This window comes from Limnohabitans sp. INBF002 (assembly GCF_027924905.1).
Lineage (GTDB): Bacteria > Pseudomonadota > Gammaproteobacteria > Burkholderiales > Burkholderiaceae_C > Limnohabitans.
Genome location: NZ_AP027055.1, coordinates 1,001,280 through 1,023,473, shown reverse-complemented (window position 1 = coordinate 1,023,473; position 22,194 = coordinate 1,001,280). Strand labels below are relative to the sequence as shown.

The 22,194-nt window shown below is 57.0% G+C and carries 22 protein-coding genes; 6 read left to right on the top strand and 16 right to left on the bottom strand.

What is annotated here, in order from left to right; all coding sequences use genetic code 11:
- Positions 1–5: 5 nt before the first annotated feature.
- A complete protein-coding gene (locus QMG15_RS05225) occupies positions 6–407 on the bottom strand; it encodes a VOC family protein (RefSeq protein WP_281789825.1) in 402 nt (133 codons plus the stop codon).
- Positions 404–1,366 carry a ketopantoate reductase family protein gene (locus tag QMG15_RS05220; RefSeq protein WP_281789824.1) on the bottom strand — a complete coding sequence of 321 codons (963 nt, stop codon included), beginning with the start codon at positions 1,364–1,366 and terminating at the stop codon, positions 404–406. The genes QMG15_RS05225 and QMG15_RS05220 overlap by 4 nt, the downstream gene beginning before the upstream one ends.
- 96 nt (positions 1,367–1,462) lie before the next feature.
- Here QMG15_RS05220 and QMG15_RS05215 point away from each other — a divergent pair, with 96 nt between their 5' ends.
- On the top strand, positions 1,463–2,413 hold the full coding sequence (locus tag QMG15_RS05215) for a LysR family transcriptional regulator (protein WP_281789823.1): 951 nt from the start codon (positions 1,463–1,465) through the stop codon (positions 2,411–2,413).
- On the top strand, positions 2,410–3,456 hold the full coding sequence (locus QMG15_RS05210) for a Gfo/Idh/MocA family oxidoreductase (RefSeq protein WP_281789822.1): 1,047 nt from the start codon (positions 2,410–2,412) through the stop codon (positions 3,454–3,456). Before QMG15_RS05215 ends, QMG15_RS05210 begins: the two co-directional genes overlap by 4 nt.
- 44 nt (positions 3,457–3,500) lie before the next feature.
- Here the strand turns inward: QMG15_RS05210 and QMG15_RS05205 are convergent, their stop codons facing one another.
- The 6 genes from QMG15_RS05205 to QMG15_RS05180 are packed head-to-tail and all read right to left on the bottom strand — an operon-like array spanning position 3,501 to position 9,149.
- The gene (locus QMG15_RS05205; RefSeq protein ID WP_281789821.1) at positions 3,501–4,553 is read right to left on the bottom strand and encodes a Gfo/Idh/MocA family oxidoreductase; all 1,053 of its coding nucleotides are present in this window, start codon (positions 4,551–4,553) and stop codon (positions 3,501–3,503) included.
- A gap of 2 nt (positions 4,554–4,555) precedes the next feature.
- Entirely contained in the window at positions 4,556–5,317 is a 762-nt protein-coding gene (locus tag QMG15_RS05200; RefSeq protein WP_281789820.1) for an ABC transporter ATP-binding protein, read from the bottom strand.
- Between the two features lie 2 nt (positions 5,318–5,319).
- On the bottom strand, positions 5,320–6,093 hold the full coding sequence (locus QMG15_RS05195) for an ABC transporter ATP-binding protein (RefSeq protein ID WP_281789819.1): 774 nt from the start codon (positions 6,091–6,093) through the stop codon (positions 5,320–5,322).
- On the bottom strand, positions 6,090–7,073 hold the full coding sequence (locus tag QMG15_RS05190) for a branched-chain amino acid ABC transporter permease (RefSeq protein ID WP_104797661.1): 984 nt from the start codon (positions 7,071–7,073) through the stop codon (positions 6,090–6,092). Before QMG15_RS05190 ends, QMG15_RS05195 begins: the two co-directional genes overlap by 4 nt.
- On the bottom strand, positions 7,070–7,945 hold the full coding sequence (locus tag QMG15_RS05185; protein WP_281789818.1) for a branched-chain amino acid ABC transporter permease: 876 nt from the start codon (positions 7,943–7,945) through the stop codon (positions 7,070–7,072). Before QMG15_RS05185 ends, QMG15_RS05190 begins: the two co-directional genes overlap by 4 nt.
- Positions 7,946–8,003: 58 nt before the next feature.
- The gene (locus QMG15_RS05180) at positions 8,004–9,149 is read right to left on the bottom strand and encodes an ABC transporter substrate-binding protein (RefSeq protein ID WP_108360184.1); all 1,146 of its coding nucleotides are present in this window, start codon (positions 9,147–9,149) and stop codon (positions 8,004–8,006) included.
- Positions 9,150–9,384: 235 nt separating this feature from the next.
- Between QMG15_RS05180 and QMG15_RS05175 the strand changes: the two genes are divergently transcribed.
- A complete protein-coding gene (locus QMG15_RS05175) occupies positions 9,385–10,137 on the top strand; it encodes an IclR family transcriptional regulator C-terminal domain-containing protein (protein ID WP_281790084.1) in 753 nt (250 codons plus the stop codon).
- 19 nt (positions 10,138–10,156) lie between these two features.
- Here QMG15_RS05175 and QMG15_RS05170 read toward each other — a convergent pair whose 3' ends face one another.
- From QMG15_RS05170 to QMG15_RS05160, 3 genes are read right to left on the bottom strand one after another with little or no spacing between them, the layout of a single operon-like run.
- Positions 10,157–10,966, bottom strand: a complete 810-nt coding sequence (locus QMG15_RS05170) for a TIM barrel protein (RefSeq protein ID WP_281789817.1) — start codon at positions 10,964–10,966, stop codon at positions 10,157–10,159.
- A gap of 20 nt (positions 10,967–10,986) precedes the next feature.
- Complete coding sequence (locus QMG15_RS05165; RefSeq protein WP_281789816.1) at positions 10,987–13,380, bottom strand: FAD-dependent oxidoreductase; 2,394 nt, start codon at positions 13,378–13,380, stop codon at positions 10,987–10,989.
- Positions 13,381–13,384: 4 nt separating this feature from the next.
- Positions 13,385–14,200 carry an IclR family transcriptional regulator gene (locus QMG15_RS05160; protein ID WP_281789815.1) on the bottom strand — a complete coding sequence of 272 codons (816 nt, stop codon included), beginning with the start codon at positions 14,198–14,200 and terminating at the stop codon, positions 13,385–13,387.
- Between the two features lie 126 nt (positions 14,201–14,326).
- Between QMG15_RS05160 and QMG15_RS05155 the strand changes: the two genes are divergently transcribed.
- Together QMG15_RS05155 and QMG15_RS05150 are read left to right on the top strand one after the other, a co-directional pair.
- Positions 14,327–15,121 carry a ThiF family adenylyltransferase gene (locus QMG15_RS05155; RefSeq protein ID WP_281789814.1) on the top strand — a complete coding sequence of 265 codons (795 nt, stop codon included), beginning with the start codon at positions 14,327–14,329 and terminating at the stop codon, positions 15,119–15,121.
- 3 nt (positions 15,122–15,124) lie between these two features.
- Positions 15,125–16,894, top strand: coding sequence for an FAD-dependent oxidoreductase (locus tag QMG15_RS05150; protein ID WP_281789813.1), 1,770 nt, complete (start codon positions 15,125–15,127; stop codon positions 16,892–16,894).
- A 4-nt stretch (positions 16,895–16,898) separates the two neighbouring features.
- Here the strand turns inward: QMG15_RS05150 and QMG15_RS05145 are convergent, their stop codons facing one another.
- Positions 16,899–17,708 carry an IclR family transcriptional regulator C-terminal domain-containing protein gene (locus tag QMG15_RS05145; RefSeq protein ID WP_281789812.1) on the bottom strand — a complete coding sequence of 270 codons (810 nt, stop codon included), beginning with the start codon at positions 17,706–17,708 and terminating at the stop codon, positions 16,899–16,901.
- Positions 17,709–17,832: 124 nt separating this feature from the next.
- Here QMG15_RS05145 and QMG15_RS05140 point away from each other — a divergent pair, with 124 nt between their 5' ends.
- Positions 17,833–18,849 carry a TRAP transporter substrate-binding protein gene (locus QMG15_RS05140; RefSeq protein WP_281789811.1) on the top strand — a complete coding sequence of 339 codons (1,017 nt, stop codon included), beginning with the start codon at positions 17,833–17,835 and terminating at the stop codon, positions 18,847–18,849.
- Positions 18,850–18,910: 61 nt separating this feature from the next.
- Here QMG15_RS05140 and QMG15_RS05135 read toward each other — a convergent pair whose 3' ends face one another.
- From QMG15_RS05135 to QMG15_RS05120, 4 genes are read right to left on the bottom strand one after another with little or no spacing between them, the layout of a single operon-like run.
- A complete protein-coding gene (locus QMG15_RS05135; protein ID WP_281789810.1) occupies positions 18,911–19,867 on the bottom strand; it encodes a Gfo/Idh/MocA family oxidoreductase in 957 nt (318 codons plus the stop codon).
- 51 nt (positions 19,868–19,918) lie between these two features.
- Positions 19,919–20,800 (bottom strand): class III extradiol dioxygenase subunit beta, encoded by an 882-nt coding sequence (locus QMG15_RS05130; RefSeq protein ID WP_281789809.1) that lies wholly within the window; start codon positions 20,798–20,800, stop codon positions 19,919–19,921.
- 2 nt (positions 20,801–20,802) lie between these two features.
- Positions 20,803–21,261 carry a protocatechuate 4,5-dioxygenase subunit alpha gene (gene ligA, locus QMG15_RS05125; protein WP_281789808.1) on the bottom strand — a complete coding sequence of 153 codons (459 nt, stop codon included), beginning with the start codon at positions 21,259–21,261 and terminating at the stop codon, positions 20,803–20,805.
- A complete protein-coding gene (locus QMG15_RS05120; RefSeq protein WP_281789807.1) occupies positions 21,261–22,178 on the bottom strand; it encodes an amidohydrolase family protein in 918 nt (305 codons plus the stop codon). The genes ligA and QMG15_RS05120 overlap by 1 nt, the downstream gene beginning before the upstream one ends.
- Positions 22,179–22,194 lie beyond the last annotated feature (16 nt).

Below are 22,194 nucleotides of genomic sequence, written 5' to 3'. Positions count from 1 at the left end.
TCTCTTTATTTCGCACGGGGGTTGATCGACAGGGCTTGGCCCACGGTGCCGGGTGCGGCTTGTATCAGCTCAAGAGCTAAGCCGTCAGGCAGTTGCAACCAATTGCGGCCTTGGGGCAATGGCTTGACGCCCCACTTTTGCGCTTCGGTCAACGCAGCCTCTAGGTCATCCACCATCACACCGAGGTGGGCCAACCAACCGGCATCGTTGGACGGCGGCGCTTCAAAGTCGGGGGTGGCCATGAGTTGCATGCCGCCCAAGGTCCAATATTGGCGGGGGTTGTCTGTGGGGCCGTCGATTTCGCGCACATCCATGCCCAACACGTCGTAGAAAAATTTGATGTGCCAGTGGATGTCTTTGACGCGCACGGCGACGTGCTCGACATAGGCTTTGTTGGTATAGGTCATGCGTTGTCTTTCTTGGCGGAAACATGGCACAAACCGCGCTCAATGCCTTTCATGCAAGCCACGAGCGCAAGGTTGACAGGGGTAGGCACACCGAGCTTTGCGCCCCAGCGCACCACGGCGCCGTTGACAAAGTCGATTTCGGTGATGGAACCTTTTTCCAAGCTTTGCAGCATGGAGGCTTTGAATTCATCAGGCAGGCCCGCAGCAGCTTTGACCCACGGTTGCTTGGGGTCCGTCACACTCAGTGCGATGCCTTTGGCCTTGGCCACGGCCATGGCCTCCGCCACTGCGGAGATCGCTGTCGCTTCGATTTCGGGCAGTTGGTACAACTCGCCATAGGTCAAGCGGGTGATGCCACTCAACGCGCCGGTAGCGACGTTGACCAAGAGCTTGTCCCACATGGTGCCCATGATGTTTTCACTCACATGGGTCAACAAACCTGCCGCGTTAAACACCTCGGCAATGCGTGTCACGCGCTCCGTCACTTGGCCGTTGAGCTCGCCGATGTGGGTGTCTTTGCCTTGGGTGCCCGCAATGATGTGGCCAGTGCCAATCAACACGCCGCCGGCGTAGGTCTTGCCCGCCAACACGCGTGCTTGACCCACGACTTCAGCCAAGATGTCTTCGTGGCCCAAACCGTTTTGCAGCGACAGCACCACCGTGTCTTTGCCGAAAACAGGTTTGGCTGATTCGATGGCTTCGCGGGTGTGAAACGATTTCACCAACACGATGACCAAATCCACAGGCCCCGTGCCAAGGTCGACCTCGGCGCACGTGGTGGCGGCATGCACCTTCACAAAACGGTCCACGCCGTTCTCGCGAACCTTCAAACCGTGCTGCTTCATCGCATTCACATGCGCTTGTCCACGGTTGACCAACCACACCTCATGCCCACCCTCGGTGAGAGCACTGCCTAATGCGCAACCCAATGCGCCTGCGCCAAGTACAACTATTTTCATGAGGGCAAATGCTAGGCAGCTGGGTGTCTCTTGGCTATGCAATGGCTGCAATAATTCACATTACGTATTTCAATAATACAAACCACAACCATTGCCATGCCTCGCACCCAATCTGCCGAAACCACCAGCACCTCGTCTGACTTGTTTGATGCCAAGTTGCTGCGCCTGTTCGACTTGCTGTATCACACACGCAGCGTCACGCGAGCTGCAGAAGAACTGGGTTTGAGTCAGCCCACCATCAGCATTTGGCTGGCCAAGCTGCGCACCCAGTTCAACGACCCGTTGTTTGTTCGCACCTCAGAAGGCATGCAGCCCACACCACGTGCCGATGCGCTGATTGGCACCGTGCGCACCGCGTTGGAATCGTTCCGTTTGCTCTCGGCCTCAGAACCTGTGTTCAACCCCGCCACTGCCGTGCGCAGTTTTCGCATTTGCATGACGGACGCCAGCCACATCACGTTGCTGCCACAGTTGCTCTCGCATGTGCGAGCTTTGGCCCCCAACGTTCGCCTAGATGCCGCGCGCATTGATGACGACATGCCGCTGGCCCTGCAAACGGGTGACGCCGACATCGCCATTGGCTTGGTGCCGCAACTCGAAGCCGGCTTTTACCAACAAACCTTGTTCACCCAAGATTGGGTGTGTTTGGCCAACAGCGCGCACCCGCGCATTGGCAAAACATTCAACCTCAAGCACTACAAAGAAGAAGCCCACATCTTGATTGCGGCGGGCACAGGTGCCGTGTTGCAAAGCGAAGCACTCAAACGTCAGCGCATCAACCGCCGTGTGTTGCTAGAACTGCCAGGGTTTTTAGGACTGCCCGCCATTTTGGCCACCACCGACTTGATCGTCACCCTGCCCCGTCAAATCGGTGAATCACTGGCGCGACTGGGTGGACTCCAAGTGCTGGACTGCCCTGTGGCTATTCCCTCCTTCACCGTCAAGCAACATTGGCATGCGCGTTATCACAACGATCCCGCCAATCGCTGGCTGCGCGGTGTGTGCGCCGATTTGTTCTTAAACTCCAAACCATTCACAAAAAAATGACACAGCACGCACAACAACCTCTGCGCCTCGGTATCTTGGGCTGCGCCAACATCGCCAAACAATTTGCCCGTGATGTATCTGGCAGCCCGCTGGTTGCCATCCAAGCCGTGGCCAGCCGCGACTTGGCCAAAGCGCAAGCCTTCGCGCAGAGCTTTCACATCGCACGCGCCCATGGCAGCTACGAGGCCTTGTTGGCCGATGCCGCGCTAGACGCCATTTACATCCCCTTGCCCAACAGCATGCATGCTGAGTGGGCGATTCGCGCCATGCAAGCGGGCAAGCATGTGCTGTGCGAAAAACCGCTTGCACTCAACTTGGCAGAAGTCACGCGTATGTTTGAAGTCGCACGCCAACAAGGCGTGATGTTGCTAGAGGCCTACCCTTATTGGTTCCAACCTCAAACCCTTGACTTGTTGGCGTGTTTGAGCCACGACAAAATTGGTGAAGTGCGCAGCATGCAAGCCAGCTTTGGCTTCACCGTGGGCAACACCGATACCAACATCCGCATGAAACCCGACCTCGGTGGCGGCGCTTTGCTAGACGCAGGCAGCTATCCGCTCAGCTTGATTCGTTTGGTGATGGGCTGCGCACCCGAACGTGTGATGGCGCATGCCACTTGGGCCGACACGGGCGTGGACATCAGCCTCATGGCCACGTTGTTTTATGCCGATGGCCGACGTGCGCAGATGTCGTGCGCCATGGACACCGCCAACCACCGCCGCGCCACCATCGTGGGCTCACACGGCACGGTGGAAACCGAATACCTCAACCACACCAGCGACTCGCACGCCCACGCTTGGGGCTACTTGCCCAGCCAACTGCGCGTGCGCCAAGGCATTGCCAACAGCATTCCGTTTGAAGATGTTCACTCGGCTTCAGGTAGTGGTTTTCACTTTGCCGCAGAAGCCTTTGCCCAAGTGGTGCACGAGGGCAACATGGCCGCCATCGAACGCGCCGCAACGGCGAGCCACGACATTGCTGCCACCTTGGATGCCATTCAGACCAGTGCCAAAACGGGAGAAGTTGTGCGCTTGAGCCGCTGACTATTAGCCGGCGCAACACGCCCTGCGCGCCCTGCGCGCCATGCTCAAGCTTCGCTTAAGCGAACGGTTTGCTGACTGGCCGCGGCTTGCGCAATGGCTTCGACGACCCGCAAGTTTTGCAAGCCATCATGCGTGCTCACCCGCGGCGCATCCAAGCCTTGGATGACGCGAATGAAGTGATCCATTTGCAAACGCAAGGGGTCTTCGCGCTGCAGGGCCACCGTGCTGACGTCATACGGTTTGAACCATGAACGGTCTTCTGCTCTGGCATAGGTTTTCAAACGCATGGTGGGCACAGACAAACTGCCCATCGTTCCTGCAATGACGTAGCAGTCTTCATCGTCATAGCTGGCGTAGGCTTTGTTCTCTTGGCTGGTTTGCTCCCAACTCCGCGCCGATGCCGCTGTGTCAGAGAGCATGAATGACGCCAACACACCCGATGCAAAACGAAACGTGATGGACGCGGTGTCCTCCACCGCAAAGCCACGCACCGCATTCGAGGTCATGGCCTGCACTTGCGTGATCTCACCGCACAACATGCGCAAGTTGTGAATCTCATGGATGAGGTTGATCAGGATGGGGCCACCGCCCGCCTCACGCCGCCAAGGCGCTTGCGTGAAGTAGTCATCGGGTTTGTAAAACATGGCACTGCCAACCACGCTCACCAATTGCCCCAAACGCCCCTCGTCAATCACCGCTTTGGCTTGACGGATGAGGGGGCTGTGCGCACGGTGGTGACCGATCAACACCTTGGCTTGGTGGGTTTGCGTGGCTTGCACCAGCTTTTGCGCATCGGCCACGGTGTGTGCGATCGGCTTCTCGACCAACACCGGCACGCCTGCTGCAATGCACTGCAGGGCTTGCGGCACATGCATGGCATTGGGTGTGGCCAGAATCACGCCGTCGGGCGAGACCGCAGCCAGCAGTTCGTCCAAGGTGGCGAACCAAGGCACGCCATGCGCTTGGGCCAAGGCTTGCGCAGTCTCAGACGGATCGGCAATGGCGCTCAATCGGCACTGCGAAGATTGCGCAATGACAGCGATGTGGGCGCGACCAATCACGCCCGCACCAGCGACCGCGATGTTCACTGGGGGCATGCTTAAACGGTAGCTGCAGCAGCCGTGGTGGTGTGTGCACCACCCAAGAACAAACGTTCCATTTGTGGGTCAGCCAAAATTTCAGCAGCTGATTTGTACAGCACCAAACGGCCAGACTCCAAAGCAATCGCGTTGTCCGAGTACTTGAGCGCACTCTTCACGTTTTGCTCCACCATCAGCACCGTGGTGCCTTGGTCAGCCAGCTTGCGCAAGAGCTTGAACACGTCTTGCACCACCATGGGCGACAAACCAATCGAAGGCTCGTCAATCAACAACACCTTAGGACGCAGCAGCAAAGCGCGGCCAATTTCAAGTTGCTTTTGTTCACCACCTGACAGTGAAGAAGCCAACGAGTTCATGCGCTCTTTCACGCGTGGGAAAAACTCCAGCACTTGAGGAATACGCTCGTGCGTGGTCTTCATGCCCAGCGTGATGCCGCCCAGCTCTAGGTTTTCGTACACCGACAGTTGACCAAACAAATTGCGACCTTGCGGCACAAAAGCAATGCCACGCGCGAGCAAGTCTTTTTGTGTGGCGCCGGTGATGTCGTCGCCATTCAAACGAATCTTGCCTTGGCGCGGTGTGAGCAAGCCAAACAAGGTTTTGAGCACCGTCGATTTACCAGCGCCGTTGGGGCCAATCAGCAAGGTGATGGAGCCCTTGGGCACGGTGAATGACAGGTTGTTCAAGATCATGAAATCTTTGTAACCCGCCACGACATCGTCAAACTCGATGCACGGTGTTGTGTTGTTCTGTGTTGTCATGATCAGCTTCCCAAGTAAGCGTCGAGCACTTGTTTGTTGGCGCGAATCTCAGCCGGCGTACCAATGGCCATCACCTTGCCTTCGACCATCACCATGATGCGGTGGCACAGGTCCATCACAAAATCCATGTTGTGTTCAATCACCACAAAACTGCTGGCCTTGCCGTCTGCTCTTTGGGTTTTGTTCAAATCTTTCAGCAAGGTGCTGATGCCGCCCACCAGCGATGGGTTCACACCCGCGCAAGGTTCGTCGAGCAAGACCAAGTCGGGTTCACTCATGAAAGCCATGGCAATGTCCACCAGCTTTTGCTGGCCGTAGCTCAACTCACCGGCTTTTTTGTCGGCCACATGTCGGATGTGGAATTGGTCAATCAAGGCATCTGCCTTGGCTCCCAAGTTGGAATCGCTGGGCGCAAACATGCGGCTGAACATGGTGCCTTGGTGCTCTTGCGCGGCCACGATCAAGTTGTCGCGCACGGTCATCTTGCCAAACACCTGCAGGGTTTGGAAGGTGCGGCCTACACCGAGGCGGTTGAGCTCCAAGGGGCCCAATTGCGTCACGTCTTGGCCGTTGAGTTCAATCTTGCCGGTGTCCGGTGTGATCTGACCCAACATACTGTTGAACAAGGTGGTCTTGCCCGAACCGTTGGGGCCAATGACACCAAAAATTTCACCGGGGCGCACCTCAAAAGACACGCCACCCACCGCTTGAATCGCGCCGTAGGCCTTCTTCAAGTCGGTGACTTTGAGAACGGGTTGGTTGGTAGATATCGTCATGCTTTGACTCCTGATTGGCCTGCCGCCGCACGTGCAGCCGAGGCTTCACGCGACTGACGTTTCGCACGAATGCGGTCTGGAATGCTCAGCAAACCATCGGGCAGCCAAATCATCAACATCACCACGGCGGTGCCGAACACAAACAAATACCAAGCCTGTGCAAAGCGCAGCCACTCGGGCAAGATCACGCCCACAGCAGCACCCAGCAAGGGACCCAAGAAATAACCAGGGCCACCCACCACCACCATGAGGTACATCATGATGGACGCTTCCACCGTGAACGGTGCAGGGTCAATGAACTGAACCATCGAGCCAAACAAACCACCGGCAATGCCTGCATAAGCCGCGCCAATCGCGAAGCTCAGCAAGGTGTAACCACGGATGTCCACACCCAAGCTCTCCGCACGGATGGGGTTGTCACGCAAGGCCGTGAACGCTTTGCCCCATGGCGAGTTGAGCAAGCCCCACAAGAGCAAACCCAGCACCACGGCAAATGCCAAGACCAAGTAGTAGTAAGCCAAGTTGCCATCAAAGCTGATGCCGAAAGCTTCAGGACGTGCAATGTTGTTGATGCCAAAGGTGCCGCCCGTGAGCCACTCTTCGTTACGCATCACCAACCACACGGCGGTATTGAAGCCGAGGGTGGCAAATGCCAAGTAAATGGTTTGCACGCGCAGCGCAGGAAAGCCCAGCGCCAAACCCACCACAAAGCAGCCCAAGGCTGCGAGTGGCATGCCGAGCCAAAAGCTGTAACCCGCTTGCATCATCACCGCCACGGTGTAGGCGCCAATGCCAAAGAACGCGGCATGTCCGAGCGACTTTTGACCGGCGTAACCGATGGTGAGGTTCAAGCCCATGGTGGCAATGACGTAGATCAGCCAATAGGTGAACAAATAGATGCCGTGATTTTTGAGCAACGTGGGCACAAAAATACAGGCCAGCAGCCCCAAGAGGCCGGCAAGAATTGCGAGCTTCTTCATACTTTGCGCTCCACTTTTTTACCGAGCAAGCCTTGTGGCTTGAACAAAATCACGACCATGAAAATGACCAGCGCCACGGCGTCTTTGTACGCAGGCGAAATGTAGGCTGCAGCCAAGTTTTCGCACACGCCCACAATCACGCCGCCCAACAACGCACCGCGTGAGTTGTTGAAGCCGCCAATGATGGCGGCGAAAAAGGCCTTGTTGCCCAGCGACGCGCCCATGTCGAACTTCGCCAAATAAGTCGGTGTCACCAAAATCGCAGCGGCAGCAGCCAGCACCGCGTTGATGGCGAAGGTGTAAAAAATCATGCGCGGCACGTTGATGCCCAACACCGAAGCGCTCTCGGTGTTTTGTGCCACGGCTTGCATGGCGCGACCGGTGACGGTCTTGGCCAAGAAGGCTTGCGTCACCAACACGAGTGCAATGGCAAACACAAAGGTACCAATGTCGGTGGCCGAAATGGTCACACCAGCAATGTTGTACACCTCGTCTGGAAACAGATTGGGGAATGGATGCGGCTCAGCGCTGTAGCCCGCACGCACGGCGTTGCGCATGGCGATGGACAGACCAATGGTCGCCACCACGATGGGCATCATGCCGAACTTAAAGAGCGGGTCCACCACGCCGCGCTTGAACAACCAGCCCAGCACAAAGACCGACACCACACAACTCGCAGCAAAACTCAGCACCAAAGGAAAGCCTGCGGCCAAGAAGCCCAGCATCATGAAAGCAGGCAGCATCACAAACTCGCCTTGCGCGAAGTTGATGGTGCCCGAAGCTTGCCAAAGCAAGGTAAAGCCCAAGGCTGCCAGCGCATAAATGCTGCCGGTGGCGAGGCCACTGAAAAAGAGTTGTAGGAAGTCGGTCATGTCGATTCGCTTGAAAAAAGAAAGGCACGCCCGAAATAGGCGTGCCTTGTTTTCTTGGTTACTTCTTCGCGTTCAAAGCGGGCAAAGTAGCGGTCACCACTTGACGGCCGTTTTTCACTTCGATCAAGAAGCTTTCGCGGTCGAGGTCACCGTTGGCGTCAAAGCTCACGTCCATGATGACGCCTGGATTTTTCTTAGCGCTGATGTTGATGCCATGCAAAGCTTGAGCGACGGCCTTGCGGTCGAGCTTGCCCACTTTTTCGATAGCGGCTTTCAAGACGTACACACCGGTGTAGCCCTTGATGCCGTTGTGGTCAGAAATGCTGCCGTAGGCTTGGTAGTACTTAGCCTTGAACTTCAACATTTCTGGGTTAGGGGCATCCACGGTCAAACCCACGTGGGCCATCGCACCGTTGGCTGCATCGCCTGCGAGTTCGATCACTTTTTGACCTGTCAACGTGGTCTCGCCGATGACAGGCTTGGTCCAACCTTGTTTCTTCAACTCACGCAACAAACGAGCAGATTCTTCTTCGTTGGTGTACGCAAAGATCGCGTCGGCGTTGCTTTGTTTGGCTTTCAACACCGCAGCGGAGAAGTCGACTTGACCTGCGTCTGTCGAAATGTCTGCCACCACTTTGGTAGGGCTGCCATCGAGCAATTTGGCCAAGGTGTCACGACCGCCTTTGCCGAAGTCGTTGTTCACATAAATCACCGCCAATGTTTTGGCTTTGGTGTTGATGAACTTGGCCAGCTTAGGGAACGATGTGCTTTGGCCAAACGCTGTACGGAACACATAAGGGTTGCCTTGTGCGGTGATGGAAGCGGCTTCGCCGCCTGTGAAGTTAGGCACTTCGCCGCGCTTGGATTCAGCCATGGACACCATGATGGAGCCCGAGTACACGGGGCCAAAAATGGCGAACACGCCGTCGTCCACAGCCTTCTGGGTCAAACCCTTGGCCACGCCAGGGTTGGTTTGTGTGTCAACGGTGTAGTTCTCAATTTTCTTGCCCAAGATGCCGCCGTTGTCGTTGATCTCTTTGACCGCCAACTCCACGCCGTTCTTGAACACCGTGCCGGCTGTGGTGCCAGGACCTGAGAGCTCAACGATGTTGGCAATCTTGATGGTTTGCTGGGCGTGGGCCACGCCTGCCAACGCAAAAATCGCGGCGGCAGCTACAGCTTTTAAGGTGGAACGTTTATTCATGGATGTCTCCTCTTTGGGTTTGAAATTGAGCCTTGATGTGGTGACTCGGGGTGATGAAATCAGCTGCACACCGTTCAAAGGCATTGAACGTGTGAAATTTAATTGGAAAAGCGTGAAGTGAGGGATAAATTAACCCAAAATGTGCGATTAACGAACGCTTATGTGCGATCATCGATCCCATCTCGGGTTTCCCCCTGCACACGCTATGAACACACTTTTGACGCAATCGACGGGCATGGACAAGAAGGACTGGATCGCAGGCTTGGACAAAGGTTTGACCATGCTGCAAACCTTTGACGAACACAACCCGCGCTTGACCGCCACACAAGCCGGGCAACGCTGCGGACTCACGCGTACCGCCGCGCGTCGTTATTTGCTCACCCTCGCCCACTTGGGTTTTGTGACCACCGACGGCAAGTTGTTTTGGCTCACGCCCAAGGTCATGCGTTTGGGCCAGTCGTACTTGGAGTCGGCGCGCTTGCCGCGCATCGTGCAACCCTCGTTGCAGCGCTTGGCGATGGGCACACAAGAAATTTCGTTTGTCGCCGTGCTCGACGGCTATGACTTGGTTTACATCGCGCGCAACGGACAAAACCGAAGCATGAACACCAGCTTTGCACTGGGGGCGCGTGTGCCCTGTCACCTCACCAGCGCGGGCGTGTTGTTGCTTGCGCTGTTGGGCGAAGAAGAAGTGGACGCGTGGTTGGCCAACCATGAACTCAAGGCGTTCACCTCTCACACCATCACCGACCCCAAACGCATGCGCGCCGAGTTGGCCCGCATCCGTGCACAAGACTGGGCGCTGTCCGAGCAACAACTCGACTTGGCGTACCGCGGTGTGGCTGTGCCCTTGCGTGACCACAAAGGGAATGTGCAAGGCGCGCTGACCGTGAGCATGCCCATTCAGCACGAGACTTCGAAGGAAGCCGTGAACCGCGTGTTGCCCGTGTTGCGCGAAGTCGCGCAGAGTTTGCGCCCCTTGATTTAACTCAGCGTGGCAAACACGATCAGGCATCGCCCAAAACTTTCTGGGTGGCGTTGAGACACAGCGCAGCCCAAGCTTTGTCACCGATCGGTTTCGATCGTTCTAAGTTCACAATTTCCACGCTCACTGGCAAATCTTGCGGCAAGGTGGCAAACAAACCTGCCACATCGATGTTGCCTTCGCCTGGCAACAAGCGCTCTTGGCGTGCGGTGTGAATCAGCTGCTCTGTGGTGAAGTTCAAACCTGCTTGCGCATCGCACATTTGCGCGTAGTGCAACAGCTCGCGCGGGATGGCCGCAATGTCTGCCAAGCTGGTGGTGGAGCGACCAAAGTGCAAGGCATCGACCAAGATGCCGGCGTTTTTGGGGGTGCCGGCTGCTTTGACCACACGCATCGCGGCTTGTGCATCTTTCACACCCGTCCACGGCATGAACTCTAAATCTGCGGTGAGGCCATAGGGCTGCATGAACTCACACAGTTGCGCGTAATGGTGGGCCAAACGCTGTTCGTTGCTGTCGTCGGCTGCAATCAACACCGCACGGGCTTTGAGTGCGGCACCCGCCTCTAACAAGGGGCGGTGCACCACGGGGTCAAACTGCTCGCCGATACGAATGATTTCAAGGTCAAACACTTGCACGCCCGTGTCGGCCATGCGCGCCAAGGTTTCGCGCTGCACAACGGCATCGTCGATGAAACTTTGAAACGGAGCGCCAGGCCCATTGGGTTGCAAACGCAAGCCCACAAAACCATAGCCCAGCTCTGCCGCAATGCCAATGGCTTGCGACACAGTGGATGCGTTGGCCGTTAAGTACGCGAGTGAATAAGTGCGCATGGTGAGCTACCTTGAATGACTTATTTCAATGGAGAAACTGCGGTGGGCAACGCGATGGTGGACACCATGTTGGTGGTCAAGTTGGCTGGGCCGCCTTTGGGTGGCCAGATGCCTTGGGCCACAGCATCCGCGCGCGCTTTGCTTCGTGCGTCGAGTGTGGGGTAAGCCCAAATGTTGGTGAAGCGCAAGGGGCCGTCCAACGCGACCATGGCCACCACGCAAGGCGAAATTTTTTCGCGTGCAGGAATGGCTTGTTCCCACAAATCAATCGTGGGTTGCACGCCACCGGGCTTGATGCCGTAGGTGCGAATTTCGTACACGGGGCCGTTGATGCCGCTCTCGGCGCTGGGGCGCACGGGCTTCATCCAAGGGAAGCCTTGGTAGCTGTGTTGCTCCAAGCTTTGAAAGATGTCGCCACAACCAAACGGGCTGGCATTGTGCTGCGTGCGGTTGCGCTCGGCTTGCAAGGTGGCCAAGTCGTCAAAGCCGCGCAACACAACCATTTGGTTGAGCACACCGATGTCGGTGAACCAGCAGCCCAGCAATTCGCCTTGGCCTTGCGCGCAAAAAGTTTGCACGTTGGCTGCGGCTTGGGCAGCGGTACCAAAAGGCAGCGTCATGGTGGCGAGTTCGTAATACATGGGGGAAGTCCTTTTCAAAAATGGATGTTCAGAAGATGCGAAGTCAGGTGACAAGCGAGCCGCGTGGTGCGCCGCGAGGTAGCCAAATGTCATGGCGGGACCGAGGGTGATGCCACCGCTCGGGTAGTTGCCCCCCATCACGCTGGAGAGGTCGTTGCCACCAGCGTACAAACCGTCGATGGGCTGGCCTTGCGCATTGAGCACTTGGGCGTGTTCGTTGCAACGCAAGCCCGCAAACGTGCCCAAGCTGCCAGCCACGATGCGTACCGCGTAAAACGGACCGTCTTGAATGGGCGCCATGTTGGGGTTGCGGCCTTCGTGTGTGGCGTCGCCTTGCACACGGTTGTAAGCGGTTTGGCCTTTGGCAAATTCACCGTCGTAGCCAATGTCGGCTTGGGTGTTGTAACGCGCCACGGTGTTGTGCAAGGCCACGGCGTCGATGCCACACGCATCCGCCAACTCAGCCAAGGTGTTGCCACGTTTCAAGTAACCATTGGCCAACATGCCATGCATGGGCACGGGTGCAGGTTTGACGGCGCCTAAGCCCCAGCGACGGATGAAGCGGTGGTCCACCACCAACCAGGCTTGCACGGGCTCACCTTCAGGTAAGGCTTGAATCAACCCTTGCATGAAGTCGTGGTACGAGTCGGCCTCGTTCACAAAGCGTTTGCCAAAGCGTGTCACGGCAATCAAGCCGGGCTTGCCGCGTTCAATCAAATGCGGGTAGTGTGCGGTGGTTCCATCTTGACGTGGCACCAAAGACACGGGCGCCATGGCAGCCGCGTGCTTCAAATCGGTGGCGACCACAGCGCCCACCGACTCGCCCATGCGCAAACCATCGCCGGTGTTGCCGCGCGAGGCTGCTGAGAAATGTTGTTGGCCTGTCGGGTCGTGCGGCAAGAGTTGGCTCTTACGTTGCGGGTCGTGTGGAAAGCCACCGGTGGCCAGCATCACACCGCGTTTGGCACGAATGGCTTGCTCGGTGCCGTTGTGCATCACCACAGCGCCACGCACTTTTTGCACACCGTCAGCACCGGCTTCTGTGATCAAACGCACCGCCGGGCTGCTGACGCGAATGTCCACCCCCGCATCAAATGCTGACTTGGCCAAACCTGCGACCAAGGCATTGCCGTTGACCAGCTGCATGCCACGGCCATGCAAAAGCAAATCAAACACATGACGCGTGACGCGCTTGGCCGCATGGAAGAACGAGCCCCATGAACGCAGCGCATTGAAGAAGTGACGAATGTCAGCCCCCGAGGCAATGCCCATGCCCAGGAAAGTCATCTCGTACAACGGTGTTTTGAGCTGCTTCACATGCTTGCCCAGCCAGCGGCCGTTGAACGGTGCCGCGCAGACCGAGCGGCCACCCAAGGCAGCGTCTTCGGTTTTGCCGTGGAAATCGGGGATCAAGTTGCCATCGATGAACTGCAAAGCCGTGTGGTCTTCAAAGAAGCGCACCATGCGCGGCCCGTGCGTGAGGAAAGCGCGCGCACGCGTTTCGTCAAACTGTTCGCCCAACTCGCGGCGCAAATACGCCAGCGGCTTTTCAATCGGTTCGGTCATGCCCGCTTTGATCGCCAACGGGTTGCGTGGAATCCACATCCAACCACCCGACCATGCGGTGGTACCGCCGTATTGCGGATCCTTTTCAACGACGATGACTTTGAGCCCCAAGTGCGCAGCCGTGACGGCCGTAGACAGCGCACCTGCGCCCGAGCCCACAACGAGCAAATCGCAATCCCAGTGCGTAGAGGCGCTGTGGCGGCTCATGGTTTCAAGCTGCGTAAATAGGTTGCAAACGCACTTGGCTGGTGCCGCGCGTCAACATGGGCGACGCACCACTGGCTGCGGCCAGCTGGGCGGCGTAGGACAGCAAGTCAGGCACAAGTGCCAACATGCGCTCACGCGTCAAACGTGCAGAAGGCCCCGCCACGCTGATGGTGCCCATGGGCAACTGCCCAGCCAAGCCCACCGGCACGGCAATGGCGTTGAGCCCTGCGGTGTAGGTTTCTTCGGTCAGGCTGTAGCCTTGTTTGCGGGTGTCTTGCAACACCTTGAGAAAGGCTTTCAAACTCTTGGGAGCGTTGGGGCCAAACTCTTGTGGCGTGCCTAGGCCTTGTTGCGACACCAAGGCCAACGCATCGTCATCCTTCATGGTGGACAACCAAGCCAAGCCAGACGACGAACAGCTCAACCGCGCAATACTGCCCATGTCCGGGTCATAGCGCAGACCTTGGCGAGCACCTTGTGCGCGTGCCACCCAAATCAAGCGGTCACCGTCCACCACTGACAAACGCACCAGCTCGCCCGTTTGCTCGGCCAAGCGGTCGAGCAAGGGCTGCGCCACATCGATGACGCCTGTTTTGCTGAGGTAGGTCAAGCCCAAGGACACGAGTTTGGTGGTCAACACGTACTCGCCCATGTCGCGGGTTTGGCGCACGTAACCGAAACGAATGAGGTCCGCCAACAGGCGGTGCGCAGCACTCTTGGGCATGTTGAGCTTGTCGGCCAACACAGCCAGCTCAACGCCCTGCTCTTGGCTAGACAAGAGCTCCAAGATGCCCAAAGTTCTCTCAAGTACGCCGCTCATAGTGGTGTGTGGTTGGTGAATGTTGGATCGGACTTTATCACGAAAAATGAAATTTGTTCAAAAGTTGAACGCAATTCCATTTTTGGATAAACTACGACACATTCATCCACTCAACGCTTCATCACCATGCTTGAAAACTTCAGCGGCGCCACACGTGTCCACATCATTGTTGGCGACCCCATTGCCCAAGTGAAATCACCTTTTGGCGTGACCCAAGCCTTTGAATCGCATGGCCGCGACGCCATCTGCGTCCCCGCCCACGTCACCCCTGCGGACTTGACTGATTGGTGGGCAGGCACCAAGCGTGCGCGCAACATCGACGGCCTCATCGTCACCGTGCCGCACAAATTTGCCTGCACCGCGTTTTGCGACACCTTGTCAGAGCGCGCCGCTTTTCTGGGCACCGTGAACACCGTGCGACGCGACGCGCAAGGCCATTGGCATGGCGACATGTTCGATGGTTTGGGCTATGTGCGCGCCATGGAAAAGAACGGTTGCGTGTTGAAAAACAAACGGGCCTTGCTGGTGGGTGCAGGCGGCGCAGGCTCTGCCATTGCGCACAGTTTGGTGCTGGCGGGGGTGAGCGAGTTGGCCATTCACGACCCGGATGACCAACGCCGTCAATCCTTGATCGACCGCCTCAACAGTTTGAAACTGGGCAAAGTCATGCAGGGTAGTTCTGACCCCGCAGGTTTTGATATCGCCGTCAACGCCACGCCCATCGGTATGAAAGAAGCCGATCCCACGCCGATTGACATCACCAAAATTCACGGCGACATGTTTGTCGGCTGCGTCATCACGGCCCCCGCCATCACCCCGTTGATTGCGGCGGCGCGCGCCAAAGGCTGCAAGACTGTGACAGGCGCTGACATGTTTGCGCAAGTGCGCGAACTGATGGTTAATTTCTTATTGGAGGCTTGATTCATGAACGACACCTTGCATCCCCTGCATCAGCGCATCAGCACTGACCTGTCGCAATTCAAAGACCACGACACCGTGGACTTGGTGGTGATTGGTTCTGGCGGCGCAGGTCTTTCAGCCGCACTCAATGCCGCGATTGACGGCGCACGTGTGCTGCTGGTCGAACGCATGGCCCATGTGGGTGGCACCACCGCCTTGTCGGCAGCCACCACCTGGGTGCCCGGCACCCAACGCGGCCTGGAAGTCAACCCGGATGACACGCCTGAACGCGTGGCCACGTTTTTGAACCTCGCTGTGGGCGAACGCTCAGACGCCAAGTTGCGCCAAGCGTTCATCGACAACGGGCCACACGCCATCGCCAAACTCGAAGCAAACAGCGCACTGCAATTCCAAGTGCGCATGTTGCACCCCGACTATTTGTCTGAACTCGAAGGCTCGGTGTTGCGTGGCCGTGCGATTGAGCCGCAGCCCTTTGATGGCAAATTGCTCGGCCCCAACTTGCCGCTTGTGCGCAACCCTATCCCGGAATTCACCGTGCTCGGCGGCATGATGGTGGACCGTGATGACATCTTCCATTTGCTGCGTTTGACGGAGACGTGGAAATCGTTCAGCTACAGCGTGCGCATCATCGTGCGCCATTTCCTAGACAAACTGCTGCACCCACGCAGCACACGCTTGGTCATGGGCAACGCCATGATTGCGCGCATGCTCTACAGCTACATCCAACGCCAAGGCTTGTTGGTCACGAACACCGAAGCCACACAACTGCTGCAAGACGGCAACACCATTCAAGGCGTGGCGCTGCAACAAACCTTGCCCGATGGCAGCGTGGTGAAACGCATGGTGCGCAGCAAAGGCGGCGTGGTCATGGCCAGCGGTGGTTTCAACCGCCACCCCACACGCCGTGCAGACATGTTGCCCGGCGCCAAAGAAGCGTGGTGCCCCGCAGGCCCCGGCCACACAGGCAAGGCGCAAGACTTGGCACTCCTTGCTGGTGGCCAACTCGGCACCGGCGGTTTGAGCAATGCGTTTTGGGCTCCGGTCTCCACACGTCAACGTGCCGACGGCAGCACCGCTGTGTTTCCACACTTTGTGATGGACCGCGGCAAGCCCGGCATGCTCACCGTGGACAGCCAAGGCCAACGCTATCTGAACGAATCCACCTCGTACCACTTGTTTGGCATTGCCATGCAAGCCCACCACGCCACCACGCCCAGCGTGCCATCGTGGTTGGTGTGCGATGCAGGCGCCTTGAAGCGCTATGGCATTGGCATGGTTCGTCCTGGTGGCAAAGGCTTAGAGCCATTCTTGGCCGATGGCTATTTGAAACAAGGCAACACCTTGGCCGAGTTGGCGCAACAACTGAATGTGCCCGCAGACAAACTCCAAGCCACCGTCGAACGCTTCAATGCGTTTGCCGACAAAGGCGTGGACGAAGATTTCCAACGCGGCACCACCGACTACCAACGTGCCAATGGCGACGCCACATGGCACGGCCACAACCCGTGTTTGGGCGCATTGCGCGAAGGCCCGTTCTATGCGGTGGCTCTCTACCCTGGCGACATTGGTGCGGCCACAGGCTTGGTCACCGATGGCGATGCGCGTGTACTCAACGCACAAGGCGTGGCCATTGACGGCTTGTACGCGGCGGGCAACGACATGCACTCCATCATGGGTGGCGTGTATCCAGCACCGGGCATCACCATTGGGCCTGGCGTGACCTTTGGTTACTTGGCAGCGAAACACGCCGTGGCACGCGCACGCCAGTTGTAAAACATCAAATCACGGCCCTGAGCACTTGAGATGTTTCAATGATCAGTGGCAGTAGCTTGTCAACAATCAACGCGTCGTTCCAAATGGTGGATTGCAAGGTCATGCTCAATGCGGCCTTGCATTCACCATGGCGGTCTCTCAGTGGAACTGCCACACCGGTAAGACCCTGATCCAAGTTGCCGACCGAAATGCAGTAATTGGCTTTGCGGGCACTGAGCACCATCTTTTCAAACTTCTTGGGCGTGAGCACGGCATTGCTGTTGAAGGTTGAAAACTCGTGGGCGGCAATCCATGTTTTCAAATCGGCATCGCTCAAGGTCGACAAAATAGCAGCCCCCGGCCCCACCACGTGCGCAGGCACGCGCGCACCGGCATAAAAACCAATCGACACCACTCTGGGACTGTTGCTGCGAGCCACATACACCACCTCATGCCCGTCGAGCACGGACACATTGACCGTCTCACCCGACGACATGGCCAAGCGTTGAATGAAAGGCTGCACCAACCGGGGCAGACGCGCGCCATCTAAGTAACCTTGACCCAGTCTGAGCACACGCGGTGTGAGCCAATAAAACTTGCCATCGGTGTCGCCATAACCAAAGTGACACAGGTTGAGCAAATAACGCCTTGCCGCCGTACGTGGAATGCCGGTGCGTTCTGCCACTTGTGACACCGTCATGCGCCCGTACTCATCGTTGAACGCTTCGATGACGGCCAGCGCACGACCCACACCTGTGATCAAGTCACCAGAGTCGATGGGAAATTCTTTGCTTGAAGGTTTTGAGACCAGTGCAGACGCATTAGGAGAAACCATGCTTTCAACCGCCTTTCGGACGACATTGTCCGCTATTCGGTCAATGGGCGCAAAGCAAAGATTGAAATATTCCATCACGCAAATACAGTTCAGGCTTGTCATTCAACCCACACTGAGAAACCTCATGAATCCATTACGTCGCGTCCTCTCGCTGTCACTCTTGACTGCTGCTCTCGCATCCACAGGCTTGGCTCACGCTGCTGACTTTGAAGCGCGTACCGTCAAGTTCCCATCGGCCAGCAACAAAGGCCACCCTCAAGTGCAAGGCGTTGAAAAGTTTGCTGAACTGATGGCCAAGAAAACCAATGGCAAGTTCAAAGTGCAAGCCTTCCCAGGCGGCGCCTTGGGCCCAGATTTGCAAACCGTGTCAGCCATGCAAGGCGGCACCGTTGAGATGACCGTGATGAACGCCAGCTTGTTGGCGGGCGTAGCCAAAGAAATGGCCATCTTTGATTTCCCATTCCTGTTTAACAACACCAAAGAAGCGGACGCTGTGTCTGATGGCCCCGTCGGCCAAAAACTGTTGGACAAGTTGCAAGACAAAGGCTTGGTCGGGTTGGCTTATTGGGACTTGGGCTATCGCCAAGTGCACACCGGCAAAAAGCCCATTGCCAAAGCCGATGACTTCAAAGGCATGAAGATGCGCGTGATTCCTACGCCCATCTATGTGGACTTCATGAAATCTTTGGGTGCATCGCCTGTGCCTATGGCCTTCACCGAAACCTACACCGCGCTGGAGCAAGGCGCGATTGATGGCATGACCAACCCCTTGTTGAACATTTTGGACAGCAAGTTCGATGAAGTGTCCAAGTACCTCACCATCACCAACCACATGTACACCCCACAAGCTGTGGTGGTGAGCAAAAAATTCTGGGACAAGCTGACGCCTGCCGAACAAAAACTGATGCGTGAAAGCGCACAAGAAACAGCCTTGTACCAACGCAAAATTGCACGCGATGAAGCCGCCAAAGTGTTGGCTGAAATCAAGCGCAAAGGCATGACTGTGTTTGAGTTGTCACCCGAAGAAATCACCAAACTGCGCGAGCGCTCTAAGCCAGTGGTCGAGAAGTACACCACTGAACTCGGCCCCATCGTGGGTGAGATGTACGCTGCCGTGGACAAGGCGCGTAAAGCGAAATAAGCAGTCGCACACGCAATAAAAAAGGGAACCAGATGGCTCCCTTTTTTTGTGGCTTGCAACATCAAGCGTTGAGTTGCAACTCCAACTCGTGCAACACCTTGTAGCAAGGCAGCACTTGAGCGACGCTGGAATTCGGCTCGCGACCTTCTTTGATGGCAGCGAAGAACTCGCGGTCTTGCAACTCGATGCCATTCATGGACACCGCCACTTTGGACACATCAATTTGCTCTTCCTTGCCGGTGAACAGGTCGTCGTAACGGGCCAAGTAAGTGCCGGTGTCACCGATGTAGCGGAAGTACGTGCCCAAGGGGCCGTCGTTGTTGAACGACAGGCTCAAGGTACAAATCGCGCCGTTGGCGGCTTGCAATTGAATGCTCATGTCCATCGCGATGCCCAATGCGGGGTGGATGGGGCCTTGCACCGCATTGGCTTTGACGATGGGGCTGCCGGCTTGGTAAGCAAACAAATCCACGGTGTGCGCAGCGTGGTGCCACAGCAAGTGGTCGGTCCAGCTACGGGCTTGGCCCAAGGCGTTCATGTTGGTGCGGCGGAAGAAGTAGGTTTGCACATCCATTTGTTGGATGTTGAATTCGCCCGCTTTGATTTTGTTGTGCACCCACTGATGGCTGGGGTTGAAGCGACGGGTGTGACCGCACATGGCGACCAAGCCTTTTTCTTTGGCCACGCGCGCGACCTCTTCCGCATCTTTCCAGCTGTCGGCCAAGGGAATTTCCACCTGCACGTGTTTGCCAGCTTTCAAGCAAGCCAAGCTTTGTGCGGCGTGCATTTGTGTAGGGGTACACAAAATCACAGCGTCGACTTCGGGCAAAGCCAAGCTGTCAGCCAAGTCGGTGGTGATGTGCTTGATGCCGTATTTGTCGGCGACTTCTTTCGTTTTTTCCAAATCACGGCTGATCAATGACACGACTTCCACGCCGTCGATATTTTTGATGCCGTCCAAGTGTTTGATGCCGAAAGCACCTGCGCCAGCCAAGGCGACTTTGATGGTTTTACTCATGTTGTTTTACTCCAGTTGAGGACAGAGCTGAAGGTCTGTCCCGCAAAGTTATTAAATGACGTTTTCAAGAATGGCGTGGCCCACCGCGGTGTTCGATGCGGGGACGTGATAGAAACGATGGGCCAGTTTAGGTGCAGGACCGACAACTTTGCCGTCTTGAATATCAGACATGGCACCACGTGCGATGAGCCACATCACCAACTCAATGCCTTCGCTGCCGGCTTCGCGCACGTAGTCGATGTGCGGCGTGGCGGCGCAAGCCACGGGGTCGTTGATCATCAGATCGAGCCAGTTGTTGTCCCACTCGCGGTTGATCAGGCCCGCACGCGCGCCTTGCAACTGGTGGCTCATGCCGCCTGTACCCCAGATGTGCACGTTGATGTCTTCGTCGTAGCTCTCGATGGCTTTGCGAATCGCTTGGCCGAGGTTGAAACAACGCTGGCCACTTGGCACGGGGTACTGCACCACGTTCACCGCAAATGGAATGACGGGGCAAGGCCAAGCGCCCTTCACGGGGTCTTGCTCGCCACACATCAAGGACAGGGGCACGGTCAAGCCGTGGTCCACATCCATCTTGTTGACGATGGTCAAGTCGAAGTCTTGTTGAATGACCGACTGCGCGATGTGCGATGCCAACTCAGGATGGCCTTTCACTTTAGGCACAGGACGTGCGCCGTAGCCTTCGTCAGCGGGCGTGTATTCAGCCGCGGTGCCGATGGCAAAGGTAGGAATCATGTCCAAGCTGAACGCCGTGGCGTGGTCGTTGTAGACCAAGAAGATGACGTCTGGCTTGTTGTCCTTCATCCATTGTTTGGAGAAGTCATAGCCAGCAAAAACTGGTTTCCAGTAGTCTTCTTGCGTCTTGCCGAGGTCCAAGGCCGCGCCGATGGCGGGCACGTGGGAGGTGTAAACGGATGCGGTAATTTTTGCCATGGTTATGCTTTCTTTCCTGCTGCGCGGGACTGTTGACCGGCTGCGCCTTGAGGTTGGTTTTGCGCTTGGGCATCACCGTTTTCGCCAATCACGCGGTTGCCTTCAGCAGAACGACCGCCCTTCATCATCATGTTGCGGTATTCCTCTTCGGTCATGCCCGTCATCGAGCCGGCCATTTGTTGGAAGCTCAAACCGTCGGTTGCGCCGATTTTGGCGAGGAAGTAAATATTGCCACCGGTGCGCATGCACCAGTTCAAATCGCGGGCCAACACGGCCTGCTTTTGCTCTTCGGTCATGGCCCACTCATCCAAGTAGGCGCGCTCGTTGGCTTTGAAACGCGTGCGGTTCTCAGCCTTCATGAGCGACATGCAAAACTGGTTGAGCCAGTAGCCTTTGCGCGATTGCTCGGCATCAAAAATGATGGTGCCGGGAACGTCTGTGTAGGGTTTGTCGAGTGCCATTAAAAAGTCTCCTCAGGCCAGTACAAGCGCATCGGGTTGTCCACCAACAACTTGCGTTGTTTTTCTTCGGTGGTCGCGATGTGCGGGATGAAATCCACCAGCAAGCCGTCATCGGGCATGTGGTCTTTGAGGTTGGGGTGCGGCCAATCGGTGCCCCAGATCACGCGGTCTGGGAACTCGTCCACGATGCGCTTGGCAAAGGGAATCACGTCTTGGTAGGCGTTTTGCTCGCCGTTCAAAGCCCTGGGGCCAGCCACTGACAAACGCTCAGGACACGTCACCTTGCTCCATACGTTGGGGTGTTCGCGCATGAATTTCACAAACAACTCAAACTCAGGGCCATCCACAGGCTTGGTCACATCGGGGCGGCCCATGTGGTCCACCACAATGTTGGTGGGCAAGGCGGTGAAGAAGTCCCACAACTCGGGTAAGTCGACGGCTTCAAAGTAAATCACCACATGCCAGCCGTACATCTGAACGCGCTTGGCAATTTCCAACAATTCGTCTTTGGGGGTGAAGTCCACCAAGCGCTTCACAAAGTTAAAACGCACACCGCGCACACCTGCGTCGTGCATGGCTTGCAACTCGTCTTCCGTCACGCTGCGCTTGACGGTGGCCACGCCACGCGCTTTGCCACCGGAGCTGACCAGCGCATCGACCATGGCGCGGTTGTCTGCGCCGTGGCAGGTGGCTTGCACCACCACGTTGCGGGCAAAGCCGAGGTGGTCGCGCAAGGCGTAGAGCTGCGCCTTCGACGCGTCGCACGGGGTGTACTTGCGCTCAGGTGCGTAAGGGAACTCGTTGCCAGGGCCAAACACGTGGCAGTGGGCATCCACGGCGCCTGCGGGCAATTTGAATTTGGGTTTGCTGGGGCCGGTGTACCAGTCCATCCAGCCGGGGGTTTTTTGAAATTCCATGGTGCTCCTCTTAGTC

Coding starts and splice junctions, on each gene's coding strand:
- QMG15_RS05160 (WP_281789815.1), bottom strand. CDS start 14,200: ATGAGCGGCGTACTTGAGAGAACTTTGGGCATCTTGGAGCTCTTGTCT.
- QMG15_RS05185 (WP_281789818.1), bottom strand. CDS start 7,945: ATGACCGACTTCCTACAACTCTTTTTCAGTGGCCTCGCCACCGGCAGC.
- QMG15_RS05215 (WP_281789823.1), top strand. CDS start 1,463: ATGCCTCGCACCCAATCTGCCGAAACCACCAGCACCTCGTCTGACTTG.
- QMG15_RS05190 (WP_104797661.1), bottom strand. CDS start 7,073: ATGAAGAAGCTCGCAATTCTTGCCGGCCTCTTGGGGCTGCTGGCCTGT.
- QMG15_RS05170 (WP_281789817.1), bottom strand. CDS start 10,966: ATGCGCACTTATTCACTCGCGTACTTAACGGCCAACGCATCCACTGTG.
- QMG15_RS05165 (WP_281789816.1), bottom strand. CDS start 13,380: ATGAGCCGCCACAGCGCCTCTACGCACTGGGATTGCGATTTGCTCGTT.
- QMG15_RS05120 (WP_281789807.1), bottom strand. CDS start 22,178: ATGGAATTTCAAAAAACCCCCGGCTGGATGGACTGGTACACCGGCCCC.
- QMG15_RS05200 (WP_281789820.1), bottom strand. CDS start 5,317: ATGACAACACAGAACAACACAACACCGTGCATCGAGTTTGACGATGTC.
- QMG15_RS05135 (WP_281789810.1), bottom strand. CDS start 19,867: ATGAGTAAAACCATCAAAGTCGCCTTGGCTGGCGCAGGTGCTTTCGGC.
- QMG15_RS05155 (WP_281789814.1), top strand. CDS start 14,327: ATGCTTGAAAACTTCAGCGGCGCCACACGTGTCCACATCATTGTTGGC.
- ligA (WP_281789808.1), bottom strand. CDS start 21,261: ATGGCACTCGACAAACCCTACACAGACGTTCCCGGCACCATCATTTTT.
- QMG15_RS05150 (WP_281789813.1), top strand. CDS start 15,125: ATGAACGACACCTTGCATCCCCTGCATCAGCGCATCAGCACTGACCTG.
- QMG15_RS05225 (WP_281789825.1), bottom strand. CDS start 407: ATGACCTATACCAACAAAGCCTATGTCGAGCACGTCGCCGTGCGCGTC.
- QMG15_RS05175 (WP_281790084.1), top strand. CDS start 9,385: ATGGACAAGAAGGACTGGATCGCAGGCTTGGACAAAGGTTTGACCATG.
- QMG15_RS05140 (WP_281789811.1), top strand. CDS start 17,833: ATGAATCCATTACGTCGCGTCCTCTCGCTGTCACTCTTGACTGCTGCT.
- QMG15_RS05180 (WP_108360184.1), bottom strand. CDS start 9,149: ATGAATAAACGTTCCACCTTAAAAGCTGTAGCTGCCGCCGCGATTTTT.
- QMG15_RS05205 (WP_281789821.1), bottom strand. CDS start 4,553: ATGCCCCCAGTGAACATCGCGGTCGCTGGTGCGGGCGTGATTGGTCGC.
- QMG15_RS05210 (WP_281789822.1), top strand. CDS start 2,410: ATGACACAGCACGCACAACAACCTCTGCGCCTCGGTATCTTGGGCTGC.
- QMG15_RS05195 (WP_281789819.1), bottom strand. CDS start 6,093: ATGACGATATCTACCAACCAACCCGTTCTCAAAGTCACCGACTTGAAG.
- QMG15_RS05145 (WP_281789812.1), bottom strand. CDS start 17,708: ATGGTTTCTCCTAATGCGTCTGCACTGGTCTCAAAACCTTCAAGCAAA.
- QMG15_RS05130 (WP_281789809.1), bottom strand. CDS start 20,800: ATGGCAAAAATTACCGCATCCGTTTACACCTCCCACGTGCCCGCCATC.
- QMG15_RS05220 (WP_281789824.1), bottom strand. CDS start 1,366: ATGAAAATAGTTGTACTTGGCGCAGGCGCATTGGGTTGCGCATTAGGC.